Source organism: Pseudomonas sp. S2_A10, assembly GCF_054668465.1.
Genome location: NZ_CP162773.1, coordinates 2,696,907 through 2,714,955, shown reverse-complemented (window position 1 = coordinate 2,714,955; position 18,049 = coordinate 2,696,907). Strand labels below are relative to the sequence as shown.

General features: G+C 62.1%; 17 protein-coding genes. 10 read left to right on the top strand and 7 right to left on the bottom strand.

Translation table 11 applies throughout. From position 1 onward, the window contains the following. Nucleotides 1-102 precede the first annotated feature (102 nt). Nucleotides 103-1,461, top strand: a complete 1,359-nt coding sequence (locus AB4N41_RS12225) for an 8-oxoguanine deaminase (protein WP_236169698.1) — start codon at nt 103-105, stop codon at nt 1,459-1,461. A gap of 124 nt (nt 1,462-1,585) precedes the next feature. Here the strand turns inward: AB4N41_RS12225 and AB4N41_RS12220 are convergent, their stop codons facing one another. Further along, the gene (locus AB4N41_RS12220) at nt 1,586-2,677 is read right to left on the bottom strand and encodes a calcium:cation antiporter (protein ID WP_041479650.1); all 1,092 of its coding nucleotides are present in this window, start codon (nt 2,675-2,677) and stop codon (nt 1,586-1,588) included. A gap of 286 nt (nt 2,678-2,963) precedes the next feature. On the opposite strand from AB4N41_RS12220, the gene AB4N41_RS12215 reads away from it, so the two are divergent. The 3 genes from AB4N41_RS12215 (at nt 2,964) to AB4N41_RS12205 (ending at nt 6,182) form a co-directional block, all read left to right on the top strand. Beyond that, nucleotides 2,964-4,037, top strand: coding sequence for a BMP family ABC transporter substrate-binding protein (locus tag AB4N41_RS12215; RefSeq protein ID WP_016771815.1), 1,074 nt, complete (start codon nt 2,964-2,966; stop codon nt 4,035-4,037). A 145-nt stretch (nt 4,038-4,182) separates the two neighbouring features. Continuing rightward, nucleotides 4,183-5,148 (top strand): 2-oxoglutarate and iron-dependent oxygenase domain-containing protein, encoded by a 966-nt coding sequence (locus AB4N41_RS12210; protein WP_460138396.1) that lies wholly within the window; start codon nt 4,183-4,185, stop codon nt 5,146-5,148. An 80-nt stretch (nt 5,149-5,228) separates the two neighbouring features. After that, nucleotides 5,229-6,182 (top strand): adenosine deaminase, encoded by a 954-nt coding sequence (locus AB4N41_RS12205; protein WP_024011466.1) that lies wholly within the window; start codon nt 5,229-5,231, stop codon nt 6,180-6,182. 121 nt (nt 6,183-6,303) lie between these two features. Here AB4N41_RS12205 and AB4N41_RS12200 read toward each other — a convergent pair whose 3' ends face one another. From AB4N41_RS12200 to AB4N41_RS12190, 3 genes are all read right to left on the bottom strand, one after another. After that, on the bottom strand, nt 6,304-7,671 hold the full coding sequence (locus AB4N41_RS12200; RefSeq protein ID WP_056787772.1) for an MFS transporter: 1,368 nt from the start codon (nt 7,669-7,671) through the stop codon (nt 6,304-6,306). A 127-nt stretch (nt 7,672-7,798) separates the two neighbouring features. Beyond that, nucleotides 7,799-8,533: an ArsR/SmtB family transcription factor gene (locus AB4N41_RS12195; protein WP_041479646.1), complete on the bottom strand. Its 735-nt coding sequence runs from the start codon at nt 8,531-8,533 to the stop codon at nt 7,799-7,801. Between the two features lie 317 nt (nt 8,534-8,850). Next, complete coding sequence (locus AB4N41_RS12190) at nt 8,851-9,780, bottom strand: LysR family transcriptional regulator (RefSeq protein ID WP_056787769.1); 930 nt, start codon at nt 9,778-9,780, stop codon at nt 8,851-8,853. A gap of 119 nt (nt 9,781-9,899) precedes the next feature. On the opposite strand from AB4N41_RS12190, the gene AB4N41_RS12185 reads away from it, so the two are divergent. The 3 genes from AB4N41_RS12185 (at nt 9,900) to AB4N41_RS12175 (ending at nt 11,565) form a co-directional block, all read left to right on the top strand. Beyond that, the gene (locus tag AB4N41_RS12185) at nt 9,900-10,193 is read left to right on the top strand and encodes a putative quinol monooxygenase (protein ID WP_016771821.1); all 294 of its coding nucleotides are present in this window, start codon (nt 9,900-9,902) and stop codon (nt 10,191-10,193) included. Between the two features lie 32 nt (nt 10,194-10,225). After that, on the top strand, nt 10,226-11,239 hold the full coding sequence (locus AB4N41_RS12180) for a zinc-binding alcohol dehydrogenase family protein (protein WP_252868757.1): 1,014 nt from the start codon (nt 10,226-10,228) through the stop codon (nt 11,237-11,239). A gap of 152 nt (nt 11,240-11,391) precedes the next feature. Continuing rightward, the gene (locus AB4N41_RS12175; protein WP_016771823.1) at nt 11,392-11,565 is read left to right on the top strand and encodes a hypothetical protein; all 174 of its coding nucleotides are present in this window, start codon (nt 11,392-11,394) and stop codon (nt 11,563-11,565) included. 17 nt (nt 11,566-11,582) lie between these two features. Here AB4N41_RS12175 and AB4N41_RS12170 read toward each other — a convergent pair whose 3' ends face one another. Together AB4N41_RS12170 and AB4N41_RS12165 are read right to left on the bottom strand one after the other, a co-directional pair. Next, nucleotides 11,583-12,779: a multidrug effflux MFS transporter gene (locus tag AB4N41_RS12170; RefSeq protein WP_252877388.1), complete on the bottom strand. Its 1,197-nt coding sequence runs from the start codon at nt 12,777-12,779 to the stop codon at nt 11,583-11,585. A gap of 87 nt (nt 12,780-12,866) precedes the next feature. Further along, nucleotides 12,867-13,064 (bottom strand): cation transporter, encoded by a 198-nt coding sequence (locus AB4N41_RS12165; protein WP_041479643.1) that lies wholly within the window; start codon nt 13,062-13,064, stop codon nt 12,867-12,869. 148 nt (nt 13,065-13,212) lie between these two features. Here AB4N41_RS12165 and AB4N41_RS12160 point away from each other — a divergent pair, with 148 nt between their 5' ends. The 3 genes from AB4N41_RS12160 to cueR all read left to right on the top strand — a co-directional run bounded on the left by AB4N41_RS12160 (nt 13,213) and on the right by cueR (nt 16,608). Then, on the top strand, nt 13,213-13,596 hold the full coding sequence (locus AB4N41_RS12160) for a hypothetical protein (RefSeq protein WP_024011458.1): 384 nt from the start codon (nt 13,213-13,215) through the stop codon (nt 13,594-13,596). Between the two features lie 208 nt (nt 13,597-13,804). Continuing rightward, on the top strand, nt 13,805-16,198 hold the full coding sequence (gene cueA, locus AB4N41_RS12155) for a copper resistance metal-translocating P1-type ATPase CueA (protein WP_252877387.1): 2,394 nt from the start codon (nt 13,805-13,807) through the stop codon (nt 16,196-16,198). Further along, nucleotides 16,195-16,608, top strand: coding sequence for a Cu(I)-responsive transcriptional regulator (cueR, locus tag AB4N41_RS12150; protein WP_016771827.1), 414 nt, complete (start codon nt 16,195-16,197; stop codon nt 16,606-16,608). Before cueA ends, cueR begins: the two co-directional genes overlap by 4 nt. On the opposite strand, the gene AB4N41_RS12145 is transcribed toward cueR, so the two are convergent. After that, nucleotides 16,562-17,770: an MFS transporter gene (locus tag AB4N41_RS12145; protein ID WP_252877386.1), complete on the bottom strand. Its 1,209-nt coding sequence runs from the start codon at nt 17,768-17,770 to the stop codon at nt 16,562-16,564. The genes cueR and AB4N41_RS12145 overlap by 47 nt on opposite strands. Between the last annotated feature and the right edge of the window lie 279 nt (nt 17,771-18,049).

Sequence of the window (18,049 nt, the reverse complement as noted above, 5' to 3'; positions counted from 1 at the left end):
TTTGAAACTGCGCGCCTCGTCCTTCGCGGCGACCCTGGATCAGCAGACAGGGCAACACTGAGCTGGCAACCCTGAACCCAACTTTCAGAGGAGCCGGCCACAATGCCTGCGACCCGTACCTGGTTAAAAAATCCCCTCGCCATTTTCACCTCCAACGAGCTTGATGCCCGTGGCGGCCTTGTCGTGCAAGACGGTGTCATCGTCGAAGTCCTCGCTGCCGGTCAGCAGCCGTCGGCGCCGTGCAATGAAGTGTTCGATGCCCGCGAGCATGTGATCCTGCCGGGCCTGATCAACACTCACCATCACTTCTATCAAACCCTGACCCGCGCCTGGGCGCCGGTGGTCAATCAGCCGCTGTTCCCGTGGCTGAAAACCCTGTACCCGGTATGGGCGCGGCTGACCCCGGAAAAACTCGCCCTCGCCACCAAGGTGGCGCTGGCCGAATTGCTGCTCTCAGGTTGCACCACGGCAGCCGACCATCACTATCTGTTCCCGGACGGTCTGGAAAACGCCATCGACGTGCAGGTCGAAACGGTGCGCGAACTGGGCATGCGCGCCATGCTCACACGCGGCTCGATGAGCCTTGGCGAGAAGGACGGCGGTCTGCCTCCACAACAAACGGTGCAGGAAGGTCAGGTGATTCTCGACGACAGCCAGCGGCTGATTCACGAGTATCACGAGCGTGGCGACGGTGCGCAGATCCAGATCGCTCTGGCGCCATGCTCGCCATTCTCGGTGACCCCGGAAATCATGTCGGCCAGCGCTGATCTGGCGAACAAGCTCGATGTGCGTCTGCACACCCACCTCGCTGAAACTCTCGATGAAGAAGACTTCTGTCTGCAACGCTTCGGTCTGCGCACCGTCGATTATCTGGACAGCGTCGGCTGGCTCGGCCCGCGTACCTGGCTGGCCCACGGCATCCATTTCAACCCCGACGAAATCGCCCGCCTCGGCCAGGCCGGCACCGGCATCTGCCACTGCCCAAGCTCGAACATGCGCCTGGCGTCCGGCATCTGCCCGAGCATCGAGCTGACCGACGCCGGCGCGCTGTTCGGTCTTGGCGTCGACGGTTCGGCGTCCAACGATGCCTCGAACATGATCCTCGAAGCGCGTCAGGCCCTGTACATCCAGCGCCTGCGTTACGGCGCCGAAAAGATCACCCCGGAGCGCGTGCTGGGCTGGGCGACCAAAGGTTCGGCGAGCCTGCTCGGTCGCACTGACATCGGCGAAATCGCCGTGGGCAAACAGGCGGATCTCGCGTTGTTCAAGCTCGATGAACTGCGCTTCTCCGGTAGCCATGATCCGATTTCGGCGTTGCTGCTGTGCGGCGCCGATCGGGCAGATCGGGTGATGATTGGCGGCAAGTGGCGTGTGGTTGATGGGCAGGTTGTAGGGTTGGATCTGAAAGGTCTGATTGCCGATCACAGCCAGGCGGCCCGGCAGTTGATCGCAGGGACCTGACTCACCGCCGTTCAAAACTGTGGGAGCGAGCCTGCTCGCGAAGAGGGAGTGTCAGACAACATGTTTGTCGGATGACACACCGCTTTCGCGAGCGGGCTCGCTCCCACATGGGTATCTGCCAGCCCTATAGGCCCAGTAGGGACAGCATGATGAATGTGGCAAACAGCACAAAGTGCGTCATGCCCTCAATGGCGTTGGTCTCGCCGTCATTGAGGTTGATTGCGCTGACGATCAGGGTGATGAAGATCATCACCGTTTGCACCGGAGTCATCGCCATCTGAAATGGCTGGCCGGTGTACAGCGCCATCGCTTCCATCACCGGTACGGTCAGAATCACCGTCGACAGTGACGCCCCCATCGCGATGTTGACCACCGACTGCATGCGATTGGCCAGTGCCGCACGCAGTGCAGTCAAAATCTCCGGCGCGGCGGAAATCGCTGCCACCAGAATCGCCGTGATCACCGGCGGCGCGCCCGTGCCTTCCAGGCCCAGATCGAGGGTCTTGGACATCACCTCGGCCAGTGCGCCGATGATCACCACCCCCGACACCAGAATGCCGACCGACAGCGCCAGGCTGACCGGTTTCGGCTCCTGCTCGACCGGCTCCTTTTTGCGACGTTTGTCCGGGTAGCTGTAGCTGAAAAAGTAACTGTGCGGGCCGACCTGCATGCGCAGGAACAGCGCGTAGAGCACCATCATTGCGCCAATGGTGAACGCCGAATACATCTTCCAGTTGGCCTCGGGAATGAACTCCGGCACCACCATCGACACCCCCATCGCGGTGAGGATCATGACGCTGTAGCTGCGCGCCGAATCGTCGTTGTAGGACTGTTCGCCGTGTTTGATCCCGCCCATCAAAGCGGCGAGGCCGAGGATGCCGTTGATGTCGAGCATGACCGCTGAATAGATCGTGTCGCGCACCAGCGTCGCCGAGGCCTCGTTGCTCATCATGATCGCCAGGATCACCACTTCGACCAGCACTGCCGAGAGTGTGAGGATCATCGTGCCGTAGGGGTCGCCGACTTTTTCCGCCAGCAGTTCAGCGTGATGAGCGACGCGCATCGAGGCGGCGACAATAAAGGCGATCAGCAGCAGACCGCCGCCCAGCGCGACGATCTGGCCGCTGTGCAGCAGCCAGTGTTCCAGTGGATAAGCGACGCACGCGGCAAGGACTGCCAGCAACAGGAAGCTTTCTTGTTTGAGGATCGAGAGCATGACGGGCCTTTTGCCGAAAAGAGCTGATGAAGCTACTGACTGCCGCGCGCCGCTAACGTTTCGTTACATCTTTACGCACCACGCGATGGCAGCTGGATTCAGGCATGCACTTTTATTGGCCTTGCCGGCCTCTTCGCGAGCAGGCTCGCTCCCACATTGAAATGCGTCCCTGTGGGAGCGAGCCTGCTCGCGAAGGCCGCGCCGCGTTTTCGAATGCGTTTGTTGTCCTTTTGGTCAGCAATTTGCATTGGCCCTGAGCACACACAACAAAATGGAGTTCGGGTTCATGCCAATACGTCCGCTGCACAAACTGCTGTACGCCGCCATCGGTCTGGGAATCAGCCTGAGCGCCAGCGCTGCCGATCCGCTGAAGGTCGGTTTCGTCTACATCGGCCCGATCGGTGACCACGGCTGGACGTATCAGCACGAACAGGGGCGCAAGGCCCTGGCGGAAAAACTCGGCACGCAGATCACCACCAACTACGTGGAAAACGTCGCCGAGGGCGCCGACGCCGAGCGGGTGATCCGCAACATGGCCAAGGACAAATATGACCTGATCTTCACCACGTCTTTCGGCTACATGAACCCGACAGTGAAAGTCGCCAAGCAATTTCCCAAGGTGACGTTCGAACACGCCACCGGTTACAAGCAGGACAAGAACCTCGGCACCTACCTGGCGCGCACTTACGAGGGCCGTTACGTCGGCGGTTTCCTCGCGGCGAAGATGACCAAGACCAAGAAGATCGGCTACGTCGCCTCGTTCCCGATTCCGGAAGTGATCCGCGACATCAACGCCATCCAGCTGGCCTTGAACAAGTACAACCCTGGCACCGAAATCAAAGTGGTGTGGGTCAACTCCTGGTTTGATCCGGGCAAGGAAGCCGACGCCGCCAACGCGCTGATCGATCAGGGCGTCGACGTGGTGTTCCAGCACACCGACAGCCCGGCGCCGATCCAGGCTGCCGAACGGCGCGGCGTGTATGCCGTGGGCTACGCCTCGGACATGGCCCACTTCGGCCCGAAAGCGGTGCTGACCTCTATCGTCAACGACTGGGCGCCGCACTACATTCAGGCGACGCAGAGCGTGATCGACCACACCTGGAAATCCCAGGATTACTGGGGCGGGTTGAAGGAAGGTACGGTGGAACTGCCGATCAGCGACCTGGTGCCAGCGCCGGTGAAAGCCGAGGCCGAGCAGTTGATCGCCGACATCAAGAGCGGCGCATTGCAGCCGTTTACCGGGCCGATCAAGGATCAGGCCGGTGTAGAAAAAATCCCGGCGGGCGTGAGCGCGACCAATGCGGAACTGGCTTCGATGAATTATTACGTTGAGGGCATGAAGGCCGAGATGCCGAAGTAGTCCCCCGATTCACCACACAAAACCCTGTGGGAGCGAGCCTGCTCGCGAAAGCGGTGTGTCATTAAACAAAAATGTTGTCTGACACTCCCTCTTCGCGAGCAGGCTCGCTCCCACATTGGAAACACAGCGTATTCAAGGATTGTGTATGGATCAGCTTCCCATCATCGACATCAGCCCGCTCTACAGCATCGATGAAAATGCCTGGCCCGCCGTGGCCGAGCAGATCGACCAAGCCTGTCGCGAATGGGGCTTTTTCTACATCAAGGGCCATCCGATCTCGGCGCAACGCATCGACGATCTGCTCGATCACGCCCAGCGCTTCTTTGCCCTGCCAGCCGCAGAAAAACTCAAGATCGACATCACCCAGACCCGCCATCATCGCGGCTACGGTGCGATTGCCACAGAGCAACTGGACCCGGACAAACCCAGCGATCTGAAGGAAACCTTCGACATGGGCCTGCACCTGCCGGACGAGCATCCCGAGGTGCTCGCGGAAAAACCCTTGCGCGGCCCCAATCGGCACCCGGCGCAACCCGGCTGGGAAACGCTGATGGAGCAGCATTACCTCGACATGCAGGCGCTGGCGCAAACCCTGCTTCGAGCGATGACCGTTGCGCTGGGCATCGAGCGCGACTTCTTCGATACGCGTTTTGTCGAACCGGTCAGCGTGTTGCGCATGATCCATTACCCACCGCGTCACACCGCCAGCTCCGCCGAGCAACAAGGTGCCGGCGCCCATACCGATTACGGCTGCATCACCCTGCTCTATCAGGACAGCGCCGGCGGTTTGCAGGTGAAGAACGTCAAAGGTGAATGGATCGACGCGCCACCGATTGACGGCACGTTCGTGGTCAACCTCGGCGACATGATGGCGCGCTGGAGCAACGACCGTTATCGCTCGACGCCGCACCGGGTGATCAGCCCGCTGGGCGTGGATCGCTATTCGATGCCGTTCTTCGCCGAACCGCACCCGGACACGCGCATCGAATGCCTGCCCGGCTGCCAGGACGCGCAGCATCCGGCGAAATATCCGACCACCACCTGCGCGCAATTCCTGCTGTCGCGTTTCGCCGATACCTACGCGTATCGACGTGAGCAAGAGGCGGTTTGATCGATCACCTGGTCAGGTTTTGCCAATTGTTGCGGCCAGCCTCTGTAGAATGCCGGCATTGCACCTGATGAGAAAAGACTATGTACGACTGGCTCAACGCCCTGCCCAAAGCCGAACTGCACCTGCATCTGGAAGGTTCGCTGGAGCCTGAACTGCTGTTCGCCCTGGCCGAACGCAACAAGATCGCCCTGCCGTGGAGCGACGTCGAAACCCTGCGCAAGGCCTACGCCTTCAACAATCTGCAGGAATTTCTCGACCTGTATTACCAGGGCGCCGATGTGCTGCGCACCTCGCAGGATTTCTACGACCTGACCTGGGCCTACCTGCTGCGCTGCAAAGCACAGAACGTGATCCACACCGAACCGTTCTTCGATCCACAGACCCACACCGACCGGGGCATCCCGTTCGAAGTGGTGCTCAACGGCATCGCCGCCGCACTCAAGGATGGCGAGACGCAACTGGGCATCAGCAGCGGTTTGATCCTCAGCTTCCTGCGCCACCTCAGCGAAGACGAAGCACAGAAAACCCTCGATCAGGCGCTGCCGTTCCGTGATGCGTTTGTCGCGGTCGGGCTCGACAGTTCCGAGATGGGCCACCCGCCGAGCAAATTCAAACGCGTCTTCGATCGCGCCCGCGACGAAGGCTTCCTCACCGTCGCCCACGCCGGTGAAGAAGGCCCGCCGGAGTACATCTGGGAAGCCATCGACCTGCTGAAAATCCAGCGCATCGACCATGGTGTCCGCGCCATCGAAGACGAGCGCCTGATGCAGCGGATCATCGACGAGCAGATTCCGCTGACCGTATGCCCGCTGTCGAACACCAAGCTCTGCGTGTTCGATCACATGTCACAGCACAACATCCTCGACATGCTCGAGCGCGGCGTTAAGGTCACGGTCAACTCCGATGACCCGGCGTATTTCGGCGGTTACGTGACCGAGAACTTCCATGCGCTGCACGAGCATCTGGGCATGACCCAGGATCAGGCCAAGCGCCTGGCGCAGAACAGCCTGGATGCGCGGTTGGTAAAACCGTAAGCAACACCGCAAAACCAATGTGGGAGCGAGCCTGCTCGCGAAGAGGGAGAGTCAGTCAACATTTACGTTGAATGACACACCGCTTTCGCGAGCAGGCTCGCTCCCACATTCATATCGATGTTCACTCGGTAAGCTCTTCCAGGGTCTTGCCCCGCGTCTCCATCCCGAACAGCCACACCACGCCCGCCGCGATCGCAAAGCACGCCGCGCCCAGCGCGAACACCCCGCCCTGCCCGGTAATCGGGAACACCAGCCCGGTCACCAATGGCCCGAGCAGAGAGCCGACGCGGCCGATGGCCGAGGCGAATCCCGAGCCGGTTGCCCGTGCGGACGTCGGGTACAGCTCTGGCGTGTAGGTGTAGAGCACCGCCCACATGCCGAACAGGAAAAACTGCATCAACAGCCCGGTGCCGATCAGCAACGCCACGTTGCCGCCGAACACCGCACTCTGCCCATACAGAAACGCCATCACCCCGCCGCCCAGCAGGGTGACGATGCACACCGGTTTACGCCCCCAACGCTCGACCAGCCACGCCGCCATGAGGAAGCCGGGAATCCCGCCGAGCGAGATCAGCACCGTGTAGTACACCGACTGCGTCACGGCGAAACCCGACTGCTGCAGCAATGCACTGAGCCAGGAAGTCAGCCCGTAAAAACCCAGCAATGCGAAGAACCACAGACTCCAGATCATCGTTGTACGCTGGCGATATTGCGGCGACCAGATCTGCTTGAGTGCCGAGAAGAAATTACCCGGTGGCGTCACCGTGCGTGGCAAACGAACCGGTTCCGGCAAGGCTGCACCGCAGAGCGAAGCACGCACTCGCGCTTCGATGCCGTTCAACACCTTGTCCGCGTCGACGTCGCGCCCGGCCTGTTCCAGCCAGCGCGGCGACTCAGGGATGAAAAAGCGGATAGCCAGGACAAACACCGCCGGCACCGCCAGTACCAGGAAGATATCGCGCCAGCCAATCAGCGGCAGCAGGAAGTACGAGAGTACGCCCGCCGCGACAAACCCCAGCGGCCAGAAGCCGTCCATCAGGGCGATATAGCGCCCGCGCCGTTGTGCTGGAATCAGCTCCGAGAGCATCGATTGCGCGATGGGAAACTCCATGCCCATGCCAATTCCGAGCAGGATGCGAAACAGCGTCAGCGTCTCCACCGTCTGCGCTGTCGAACACAGGTAACTGGCCACGCCCCACAGCACGATGCTCCACTGAAACACCGGTTTGCGCCCGAAGCGGTCGGCGAGCATTCCCGACAGCGACGCGCCGAGCACCATGCCGAAAAAGCTCGAACTGGCCAGCAACCCCGCTTGCGCACTGCTCAGGCCGAACTCGGCTTTGATCGAGCCGAGCAGGAAAGTCATCATCGCCAGATCCATGGAATCGAAGAAAAACGCCAAGGCGATGATGATGAAAATGACGCGGTGATAGCCGCTGAGCGGCAGCCGTTCCAGGCGTTCAGCCGCACTAAAGCGTTGTGTATTCATGTTGTGCTCCCCCATCCGGAAAATCCCCGGATCGAGTGTGCGCGATGGTCATACAGAGGTCGTACTGGATGCGACCTGTTCACAACCGTGGACGACGTGAGCCTTCAGCTCATCGCCGAGCAACGCTCTAGAACGCTGTTTCCAGCTCGGTTTCCTTGGCAAAGCGATGGATTTCGCGCTGGCCGGTGGCGGTCAACTGCAAGGCGCGGGAATCGTTGGGCAAGGTCAGCCAGCCGGACTGCATGAACAACTGCAACAGGGCCGCGCCCAGTGAGCCGCCCATGTGCGGACGGCGCTCGCTCCAGTCCGGGCAGGCGCAGGCGACCTGCACGTTGCGGTGGGCCAGGGCCTGGATGAACACTCCGCGCTGCGCCAGTCGGGTGGAGCCCTTGTGCGTCACCACCACCCGCTGCTCAAGCTGTTCGATCCAGCCGGCGTCGAGCAGGCGCTGATACAGGTCGGCCGCCAGGGTGCCGCCCAGATGATCGTCGCAGAACCGCGCGCGCAACAGCGAAGACGGCGCCGCCTGCGGCCTGACCATGGGAGTCGTGCGTTTCAGCGCATCAGGGATTTGCCGTGGCGCGCTGGCAATGGTGGCGCTGGCCAGTGCTTCGATCGCCGCGCCGATTTCCGGTGCCGCCAGGCGAAAGAAGCGTTTGCGCCCACGCATTTCAATGTTCAACAGCCCCCCTGCGGACAGGCGTCCCAGATGCGCACTGGCCGACGACGGCGAGAGCCCGGCCAGCAGCGCCAGCTCTTCGGCTTGCCGCGCCGAGCCATCCATCAACGCCCACATCATCGCGCTGCGCTTGGGGTCGGCCAGCAATGTCGCGATCTGGCTGATGCACGGTGCATGTTCCATATGTTCACTCCCTGTTGAATCGTATCGTCTACCGCTCGGAGACATCCTGGCCGGTTATGGGGCATCGGCCAACACGCGAAAATCGCCCGGGATCGGTGGCAAGGGATGCCACCGACACCAGCTGCTCCGGCACACAACCTGGCAGCAGAAGTAGCAACCGTCACCAAAAGCCGGCAACGCGTTACGGGGTCTGCGCGCCGGGTGTCAGTGCAGGCATGAGGCGGGCGCTAGTATAAGCGGGTTAAGCCAGACGTCCTGCGCCTGGGCCTGGGCAGGTGGCGATTGTTCCTGACAGAAATTTCTCTAATTGCCTGCGACTAATGATCAACTTTGAGGAAACCGGGAAATTGGCTACTCAATTCGGCGCATCGGCTGGCGAGCATCTCCCTCAGCAGGTTCACCGGCTTACTCAATTGTGCGCGATGGGCGCACAACAGATTCAGCGGTGCGCGCTCACACAGCAGTTCCGGCATCAGCACTTTGAGGCGTCCGGCGAGCACATCGGCGCCGACGTCGAGCCAGGACTTGTAAGCGATACCGGCACCGGCCAGCGCCCACAGCCGCACGACGTCGGCGTCATCGCTGAAGCGATCGCCGCTGACGGTCAGGCCGACTTCGCGCTTGCCATCGTGAAAACTCCAGTGGTCGTGAACGCGGCTGCCGAGCATGTAGAGCAGGCAATTGTGCTGGGCCAATTGCTCGAGATGGCGCGGCTCGCCCTGCCGGGCCAGGTAATCGGGGGATGCGCACAACACCCGGCGATTGTGTGGCGCGATGGGCAAGGCGATCAGGCTGGAATCTTCCGGCTCGCCGTAGCGCAGGGCGATGTCCACCGGTTGCCGGAACAGGTCGGCGATGCGGTCGCCAAGCAGCAGGCGCACCGTCAGTTTCGGGTGTTCACGCTGGAACGCGTCGAGCCACGGCAGCAGCAGATTGCGACCGAAGTCCGAGGGCGCCGAAAGCTGCAAAATCCCGCTGACCTGATCCTGACCGCTGGCGAGCAGGCGACGCCCTTCGTCGAGATTGCTCAGGGCGGCGCGGGCATACTCAAGGAAGCCTTCGCCCTCGGCGGTCAGGCGCAGGCTGCGGGTCGACCGCGCCAGCAGCCGCGCACCGAGTTGCTGCTCGATGCGCTTCAACGCCGCGCTAGCCACCGCCGCAGACATGTCCATCACCCGTGCCGCCGCCGACAGGCTGCCCAGATCCGCCGCGCGGACAAACAACTGCAGGTCATCAAAACGCAGCATGTGCAGCCTCGATTATCAAAGAAATATTGAAAGAGCCTGCTCTTTTAACCGGTTTTATCGCGCAGAGAAATAGCCAATGATGGCCTCCATCGAATTCATCCCGATTCTGGAGTCCGCGCATGTCCCAGCCCTTTACCGCTATAGCCACCCTGACCGCTAAATCCGGCCAGCAGGACGTTCTCGAACAGGCGCTGCGCGCCCTCGTCGAACCGAGCCGCGCCGAGCCCGGTTGTGGCCAGTACGACCTGCACCGCGACCTTGCCGATCCGCAGGTTTTTTATGTCATCGAACAGTGGGCCAGTGACGAGATTCTTGAGGCGCACAACGCCAGCGCGCATTTTCAGAAGTTTCAGGCCAGCGCCGGCCACACCATCGAACACTTCCAGCTCAAACGCCTCGGCAAGATTGCCTGAATCCTTCTTCTATCAACTGTACGGAGCCACTTATGAAAGCCATTGCCTATTACGCGTCCCTGCCGATCAGCGACACCAAGTCCCTGCAGGACATTCAACTGCCAGAACCGGTCGCAGGCCCGCGCGACCTCTTGGTGGAGGTCAAAGCCATTTCGGTCAACCCGGTCGACACCAAAGTGCGGCAGAACATGGCGCCGGAAAACGGCGCGGCGAAAGTGCTGGGCTGGGACGTTGCCGGTGTGGTCAAGGCGGTCGGCAGCGAAGTCACCCTGTTCAAGGCGGGCGACAAGGTGTTCTACGCCGGTTCGATCGCCCGGGCCGGTGGCAACAGCGAGTTGCACGTGGTCGATGAGCGCATCGTCGGCCACATGCCCAAGTCCCTCGGTTTTGCCGAAGCCGCCGCGCTGCCGCTGACCGCGATCACTGCGTGGGAATTGCTCTTCGAGCGCCTGCAAATCAGCGAAGGCAGCAATGATGAGGGTCAGAGCCTGCTGATCGTTGGCGCGGCGGGCGGAGTGGGCTCGATCCTTACCCAATTGGCCAAGCAGTTGACCGGCCTGAAAGTGATCGGCACCGCTTCCCGCCCACAGACCCGTGACTGGGTCAGCGAACTCGGTGCCGATCTGGTCATCGATCACAGCCAGCCACTGAGCGAAGAATTGAAGCGCGCCGGCATCGACAGCGTGACCCACGTCGCCAGCCTGACCCAGACCGATCAGCATCTGGCGCAACTGGTCGAAGCCCTCGCGCCGCAAGGCAAGCTGGCGCTGATCGACGATCCGAAGTCCCTCGACATCAGCCTGCTCAAGCGCAAGAGCCTGTCGCTGCACTGGGAGTTCATGTACACCCGCTCGCTGTTCGAAACGCCGGACATGATCGAACAGCACAAGCTGCTCAACCGCGTCGCCGAACTGATCGACGCCGGCACTTTGAAGACGACTTTGGGCGAGCACTTCGGCGTGATCAATGCAGCCAACCTGCGCCGCGCCCATGAGCTGCTGGAAAGCGGCAAGGCCAAGGGGAAAATTGTTTTAGAAGGTTTCTAAAAAAATAAAGCCCCGCAACCGCTCGTGATGCCAGAGCGGTTGCGGGGCTTTTTGCCGTCAGTCGGTTGCTTGACCCTTGTCACAATTACGCGGGTATCGAGGTCTACAATCGAAGCCTCTGCGATACATCTTTTACGCAAGGGAGGTCAGCAATGAAGATCCTGATAAAAGAAGTGGCAAAGTCTCAATGGCAGGTGCGCCTGGACCAGCACGTCGTAACCTTTCGCAGTGAAGCCGAGGCTCTGGCCTTCACTCGCACCCTCGAAGCGCGACTCTGCGCGCCCCACCGAATCCCCGAACCCAGCCAGCAGCGCGCCGCCGGCTGAGCTCCAAAGTCGAGCGTTCAGACCTGGGCTTGCGCCAACGCCCGGGCATTCTGCAAACGCCGGGTGAGCAGCGCGACGCTCACCACCAGCAAACCGCACAGGCTGATGACCATCGCCATCGGCACGGCGCTGCCGTCGTGCAACACCCCCACCAACGCGGCGGCACCGGCGGCGATGCTGAATTGCAGGCAACCGAGCATTGCCGATGCACTGCCGGCACGGGCGCCCTGACCGTTCATTGCGCAAGCTGAGGCGTTGGGAATGATGCAGCCGAGGCTGGCAATGCAGATGAACAGCGGAATCAGCAACGGCCACAACGCCTCTGGACGCATCGCGCTCACCGCCAGCAACGTCAGCCCGCCGAGGAAATACACCCACACCGCGCGCACCAGCAAGAACGCCGGGCCACGCTTGGCCAGCAGACGCGCATTGACCTGCGCCACCAGAATGAACCCCGCCGCATTGGTGCCGAACAGCCAGCCGAAGTGCTCGGCGGGTACACCGTAGAGCTTGATGAACACAAACGGTGAGCCAGCGATGTAGGCGAACATGCCGGCAATCGCGATGCCTCCGGTCAGGGCATGGCCCAGATAGACCGAGTCCTTGACCAGTCGCGCGTACTGGCGCAACGCACCGGACAACGGCTGGCGCGGCACGTGGGCCGGCATGCTTTCCGGCAGCCCCAACGCCACCGCCAGACCCGCCGCCGCACTGAACCCGGTGAGCACCAGAAAGATCGACTGCCAACCCGTGGTATTGACCAGCAGCCCACCGAGCATCGGCGCCAGAATCGGCGCCAGGCCCATCACCAGCATCAATTGGGAAAACACCTTCGCCGAGCCCACCGCGTCGCACTTGTCGGCAACCACCGCGCGGGAAATCACCATGCCCGCACAGCCACCGAGTGCCTGGACGAAACGCGCGCCGATCAGCCATTCCAGGCTCGGCGCGTAGGCGCAGGCCAATGACGCCAGAGTAAACAGGGCGACACCGCTGAGCAGCGGAATGCGCCGGCCGAAACGATCGGAAATCGGCCCGTAAGCCAGTTGGCCCAGAGACAGACCAAGGAAGTACGCCGCCAGCGTCAGCTGGACATGCTGCTCATCGGTGCCGAACGCCAGCGCCATGGCCGGGAAGGCAGGTAAATAGAAGTCGATCGCCAAAGGACCGAAGGCGCTCAAGGCGCCGAGTATCAAAATCGTGCGGAAATTCATCAGGCATCCAGGTGGGCAAGTCGCAGCCCGACAGTCTAGCCGCGCCCGGACGCCTTGAACATTCCGATAGCTCGCTAACGATCAATTTCAGACGAGCTTCACCTCATAACCCTCTTCGCGGATCGCTGCGATGACCTGATCGGCACTCAGCGCACTTTCGACGCCGACTTCCTTGGCCGCCAGATCGACGCGCACGCTGGCTGCCGGATCCAGCGCCTGCACCGCAGTGGTAATGGCTTTGACGCAATGACCGCAGGACATGCCTTGAACGTTGAACACTTGCATGGGAAGACTCCTTTGAGTGAGGTTGCCGGCAGTCTCAAGCTTGCCACGATGGCAAGGTCAAGTTCTGCGAAAAACTGCCGGGCTGGCATTCGGCGCCGCGCTCGGCCAAGCTGCATGCATCAATGACTGGAATTCAGGAGATTCAGCCATGCGCTGGTCAGCTTTGGGCCTGTTTGGCTTGCTCAGCCTTTTCGCCGCCGTCCCGCAGGTGCAAGCCGCCGGCGAGGATTACGCGGTACTGATCATTTCCCGCGAGCGCCTCGAAGTGGCGACCTCGTGCGAAATCGGCGTGTACATCCAGGACCAGCTCTCGGCGCGCCTGTTCCAGGAGCAGAGCACTTCGTTCAACCTGCCACCGGGCAAGGTTTCGCTGCGCCTGAAACTGCTGCCGGGACAGGCGCCGGGTTGCAACCCCGGCATGCTCGCACCGGGTTCGCAGGAAGTCGTGCTGCACGCCGGGGATGTGCTGAAGTTCCGCCTGGCGATGAATGCCGAAGGCGTGTACCTCAAGCCGGCTGGCCTCGGTTACTGAGCCAAGCGCCGACCCGTTGCCGATCGTTCCCACGCTCTGCGTGGGAATGCAGCCATGGACGCTCTGCGTCCCGAAGCGTGACGCGGAGCGTCACAGGAGGCATTCCCACGCGGAGCGTGGGAACGATCAACATCTTGCGGAATGGTGCTTGACCTTGCCCGCATGGCAAGGTTGATCCTGTAGACATCCACTACAGGGAGCGCGACCGATGTCCGAATCCACCACTTTCGATCTGCCGATTGCCGGCATGACCTGTGCCAGTTGCGCCGGGCGTGTCGAGCGGGCGCTGCGCAAGGTCAGCGGCGCCAGTGCCGTCAGTGTCAACCTCGCCACCGAACAGGCGCGGGTACAGGCGCCCGGCGACAGCCTGCCGGCGCTGATGCAAGCCGTGGAGCGCGCCGGTTACAGCGTGCCCCGGCAAACCGTCGAATTGAGCATCGACGGCATGACCTGCGCGTCCTGCGTCGGTCGCGTCGAACGCGCCCTGAGCAAAGTCCCAGGCGTGAGCAGCGTCAGCGTCAATCTGGCCAACGAACGTGCGCACCTCGAATTGCTCGGCCAGGTCGATACGCAAACCCTGCTCGACGCGGTGAGCAAGGCCGGTTACTCGGCCAGCGTCTGGCAAGCTGAACGGCCACAGTCCGATGACCAGCAAAAACGCCTGCACCGCGAGCGCTGGGCATTGATCTGCGCGATCGCCCTCGCTCTGCCACTGGTGCTGCCGATGTTGCTGCAGCCGTTCGGCATTCACTGGATGCTCCCGGCCTGGGCGCAATTCGCCCTCGCCACCCCCGTGCAATTCATCTTCGGCGCACGCTTTTATGTTGCGGCGTGGAAAGCCGTGCGCGCCGGCGCCGGCAACATGGACCTGCTCGTCGCCCTCGGCACCAGCGCCGGTTATGGGCTGAGCGTCTATGAATGGGCCAGCGCGGCGGGACGCATGCCGCATCTGTATTTCGAGGCCTCGGCGGTGGTCATCGCTTTGGTGTTGCTCGGCAAATATCTCGAAAGCCGCGCCAAACGCCAGACCGCCAGCGCCATCCGCGCCCTCGAAGCGTTGCGGCCGGAGCGCGCGATTCAAGTCATCGACGGGCGTGAGCAGGACGTCGCGATCAGCGCCCTGCGCCTCGACGATCTGGTGCTGGTCAAACCCGGCGAACGCTTCCCGGTGGATGGCGAAGTCGTTGAAGGCCAGAGCCACGCCGACGAAGCGCTGATCAGCGGCGAAAGCCTGCCAGTGCCAAAACAACCGGGCGACAAGGTCACCGGCGGCGCGATCAACGGCGAGGGTCGTTTGCTGGTGCGCACCCAGGCGCTCGGCGCGGAAACCGTGCTGGCGCGGATCATTCGTCTGGTCGAAGACGCGCAAGCGGCGAAAGCGCCGATCCAGAAATTGGTGGACAAGGTCAGCCAGATTTTCGTGCCGACCGTGTTGCTGATCGCCCTGGCCACGCTGATCGGCTGGTGGCTGTACGGCGCACCGCTGGAAACTGCAGTGATCAATGCCGTCGCCGTACTGGTGATCGCCTGCCCGTGCGCCCTCGGCCTTGCCACCCCGACGGCGATCATGGCCGGCACCGGCGTCGCCGCACGCCACGGCATTCTGATCAAGGACGCCGAAGCGCTGGAGCGCGCCCATGAAGTCAGCAGGGTGGTGTTCGACAAGACCGGCACGCTGACCTCGGGTACGCCGCGTATCGCGCACTTCAGCGCGGTCGATGGTGACGAAAACAATCTGCTGACACTGGCCGGTGCCTTGCAGCGCGGCAGCGAGCATCCGTTGGCCAAAGCCGTGCTGGATGCAGCCGCCGAACGCGGCTTGAACGTGCCCGATGTCAGCGACAGCCAGGCGCTGACCGGGCGCGGCATTGCCGGCACGCTGGATGGCCGGCGCCTGGCGCTGGGCAACCGGCGGATGCTCGACGAAAGCGCCTTGAATGCCGGTGAATTGAGCACATCCGCCGAAGCGTGGGAACGCGAAGGTCGGACACTGTCGTGGCTGATCGAACAAAGTCCTGAGCCGAAGGTACTGGGTCTGTTCGCCTTCGGTGACACGCTGAAACCCGGCGCACTGCAAGCGGTGCAACAACTCGCCGCGCGGGATATCCAGAGCCACCTGCTGACCGGCGACAATCGCGGCAGCGCACGGGTGGTGGCCGAGGCCTTGGGCATCCGCAATGTTCACGCCGAAGTGCTGCCTGCCGACAAAGCCGCGACGGTGGCCGAGCTGAAGAAAACCGGCGTGGTTGCCATGGTCGGCGATGGTATCAACGATGCCCCGGCCCTCGCCGCCGCAGACATCGGCATCGCCATGGGCGGCGGCACCGACGTCGCCATGCACGCGGCCGGCATCACGTTGATGCGCGGCGATCCGCGACTGGTGCCGGCAGCGCTGGAGATCAGCCGCAAGACCTACGCGAAGATTCGCCAGAACCTGTTCTGGGCCTTTGTCTACAACCTGATCGGCATTCCGCTGGCGGTGTTCGGCTTCCTCAATCCGGTGCTGGCCGGTGCGGCGATGGCGTTGTCGAGCGTCAGCGTGGTGAGCAATGCGCTACTGTTGAAAACCTGGAAACCCAAGGACCTGGAGGAACACCGATGAACATCGGCCAAGCAGCCCGGCAGAGTGGCCTGAGTGCAAAAATGATTCGTTACTACGAGTCGATCGGTTTGCTCAAAGCGGCCAATCGCACCGACAGCGGTTACCGCGTATACGGCAGCGATGACCTGCACACGCTGGCGTTCATCAAGCGCTCGCGGGATCTGGGCTTTTCTCTGGAAGAGGTCGGCAAGCTGCTGACCCTCTGGCAGGATCGCCAGCGTGCCAGCGCCGATGTGAAAGCACTGGCGCGCCAGCACATCGACGAGCTGAACCAGAAGATCCGCGAGCTCGGCGAGTTGCGCGACACCCTGCAGGATCTGGTCGAGCATTGCAGCGGCGACCATCGCCCGGACTGCCCGATCCTCAAGGAGCTGGCGTCGGGCTGCTGCGCGCAACCCGCTCGCGCCTGATCCGCAACAGCGTCACCACGCACAGGGTGCCGAGGGGAATGCCGTGGAACAGCATGACCACGGCCCCCGGCGTCCACCACGCATAGAACGGCGCAGCGACCAACATGCCGATGCCGAAACCGCTCATCTGCAGCAAGGTCAGCACGCTGAAAATCGGCAGGCGCAACGCCGCAGGTTCCCGTTGCAGCCGTGACATCAGGCTGACTTCGGAAACCCCGTCGCCAAGCCCGGCCGGCAAGGCGAACAGCAGCAGACCGTAGAGGCCGTGCTGCTGGAACATCAGAATGAAACCGCATGACATCAGCGCCACGCCGAAGAAAAATCTTCTTTCGAGGTGGCTGTTCTCCGAGCCCTTGAGGTGACTGGCGATGCGTGCGCCGAGCAGTTTGCCGCTGGCCCATACCGCAAGCGCCAGGCCCAAGGTCGTACTCGCCGCCTCCGGCGTGAGCAGTTTCGAAATGATCGGGAAGCCGACGTTATGCGCGGCACTGCCCAAGGTGTCGGCCATGGTCACCGCGAGCATGGCCGCGACCACAGGCGCCGAACGCAGGCCCTGCCGCAGCGCAAACCATTCACCGCGCTCCGGCTGTTCGATGACATCGGTTTTTTCGAAACGCAGCGGCACGATCAGCAGAGCCGCGAGCACATAGGTCAGCGCGTTTAGGGCGAAGACCGTTTCGAAACCAAAAGCAGCCACCAGCAACCCCGACACCAGACTGCCGCCGACCATGGCGGCTGAAGAGGCTGAAGTGATCCAGGCGTTGGCCTTGAGCAACTGCGCCGGCTCGATCAAACGCGGCAACTGGCTGTTGAGGCCGATGGCGAACATCGAATTGCCCAAGCCGAGGCCGAAGGCAATCAACGGCAACAGCCACGCCTGCTGACTCGCCGGAGTGATCAACAGCAGCCCCAGCAGCGCCGCACGCAACAGATCGAACGCAATCAGCGGCGCGCGGCCCTGCCAGCGTCGGTAGAAGCGTGTGCCAATCAGACTGGCGAAGATTCCGCCACCGACGCGGCTGGCAAGGAAAACGCCGACGCTCATGGCGCTGTTGCTTAACAGATAAACGTAGGTGGCCAGCGCGACCATGTTGAGGAAGGCGCCGAAATCGGAGATCAGCCGGGCGGTTACGATCAGGTGGGTGTTGCGTGGGGTGGTCACATTCAGTCCTTGAGTGTGGTTGGAGCGCTGGACAGTAGACGCGAATAAGCCAGGATCCGAAAGCCCCCTCACCCTAGCCCTCTCCCAAAGGGAGAGGGGACCGATTGGGGGATATTTGGGAGATACACCGACCTGAACGTTTTTCTTTGAATCCATAATCGACTCGGTTTTTTCAGGTCGATGTATGGCTCAAGACACCTCGGTCGGCCCCCTCTCCCTCCGGGAGAGGGGCCGATTGGGGGATATTTGGGAAATACACCGACCTGAACGTTTTTCTTT

Bases quoted from the DNA above. Each gene is read 5' to 3' on its own strand.
- AB4N41_RS12175 (WP_016771823.1), top strand. From the start codon at position 11,392: ATGAAGATCCTGATAAAAGAAGTGGCAAAGTCTCAATGGCAGGTGCGC.
- AB4N41_RS12220 (WP_041479650.1), bottom strand. From the start codon at position 2,677: ATGCTCTCGATCCTCAAACAAGAAAGCTTCCTGTTGCTGGCAGTCCTT.
- AB4N41_RS12210 (WP_460138396.1), top strand. From the start codon at position 4,183: ATGGATCAGCTTCCCATCATCGACATCAGCCCGCTCTACAGCATCGAT.
- AB4N41_RS12205 (WP_024011466.1), top strand. From the start codon at position 5,229: ATGTACGACTGGCTCAACGCCCTGCCCAAAGCCGAACTGCACCTGCAT.
- AB4N41_RS12195 (WP_041479646.1), bottom strand. From the start codon at position 8,533: ATGGAACATGCACCGTGCATCAGCCAGATCGCGACATTGCTGGCCGAC.
- AB4N41_RS12215 (WP_016771815.1), top strand. From the start codon at position 2,964: ATGCCAATACGTCCGCTGCACAAACTGCTGTACGCCGCCATCGGTCTG.
- AB4N41_RS12165 (WP_041479643.1), bottom strand. From the start codon at position 13,064: ATGCAAGTGTTCAACGTTCAAGGCATGTCCTGCGGTCATTGCGTCAAA.
- cueR (WP_016771827.1), top strand. From the start codon at position 16,195: ATGAACATCGGCCAAGCAGCCCGGCAGAGTGGCCTGAGTGCAAAAATG.
- AB4N41_RS12190 (WP_056787769.1), bottom strand. From the start codon at position 9,780: ATGCTGCGTTTTGATGACCTGCAGTTGTTTGTCCGCGCGGCGGATCTG.
- AB4N41_RS12160 (WP_024011458.1), top strand. From the start codon at position 13,213: ATGCGCTGGTCAGCTTTGGGCCTGTTTGGCTTGCTCAGCCTTTTCGCC.
- cueA (WP_252877387.1), top strand. From the start codon at position 13,805: ATGTCCGAATCCACCACTTTCGATCTGCCGATTGCCGGCATGACCTGT.
- AB4N41_RS12170 (WP_252877388.1), bottom strand. From the start codon at position 12,779: ATGAATTTCCGCACGATTTTGATACTCGGCGCCTTGAGCGCCTTCGGT.
- AB4N41_RS12225 (WP_236169698.1), top strand. From the start codon at position 103: ATGCCTGCGACCCGTACCTGGTTAAAAAATCCCCTCGCCATTTTCACC.
- AB4N41_RS12180 (WP_252868757.1), top strand. From the start codon at position 10,226: ATGAAAGCCATTGCCTATTACGCGTCCCTGCCGATCAGCGACACCAAG.
- AB4N41_RS12200 (WP_056787772.1), bottom strand. From the start codon at position 7,671: ATGAATACACAACGCTTTAGTGCGGCTGAACGCCTGGAACGGCTGCCG.
- AB4N41_RS12185 (WP_016771821.1), top strand. From the start codon at position 9,900: ATGTCCCAGCCCTTTACCGCTATAGCCACCCTGACCGCTAAATCCGGC.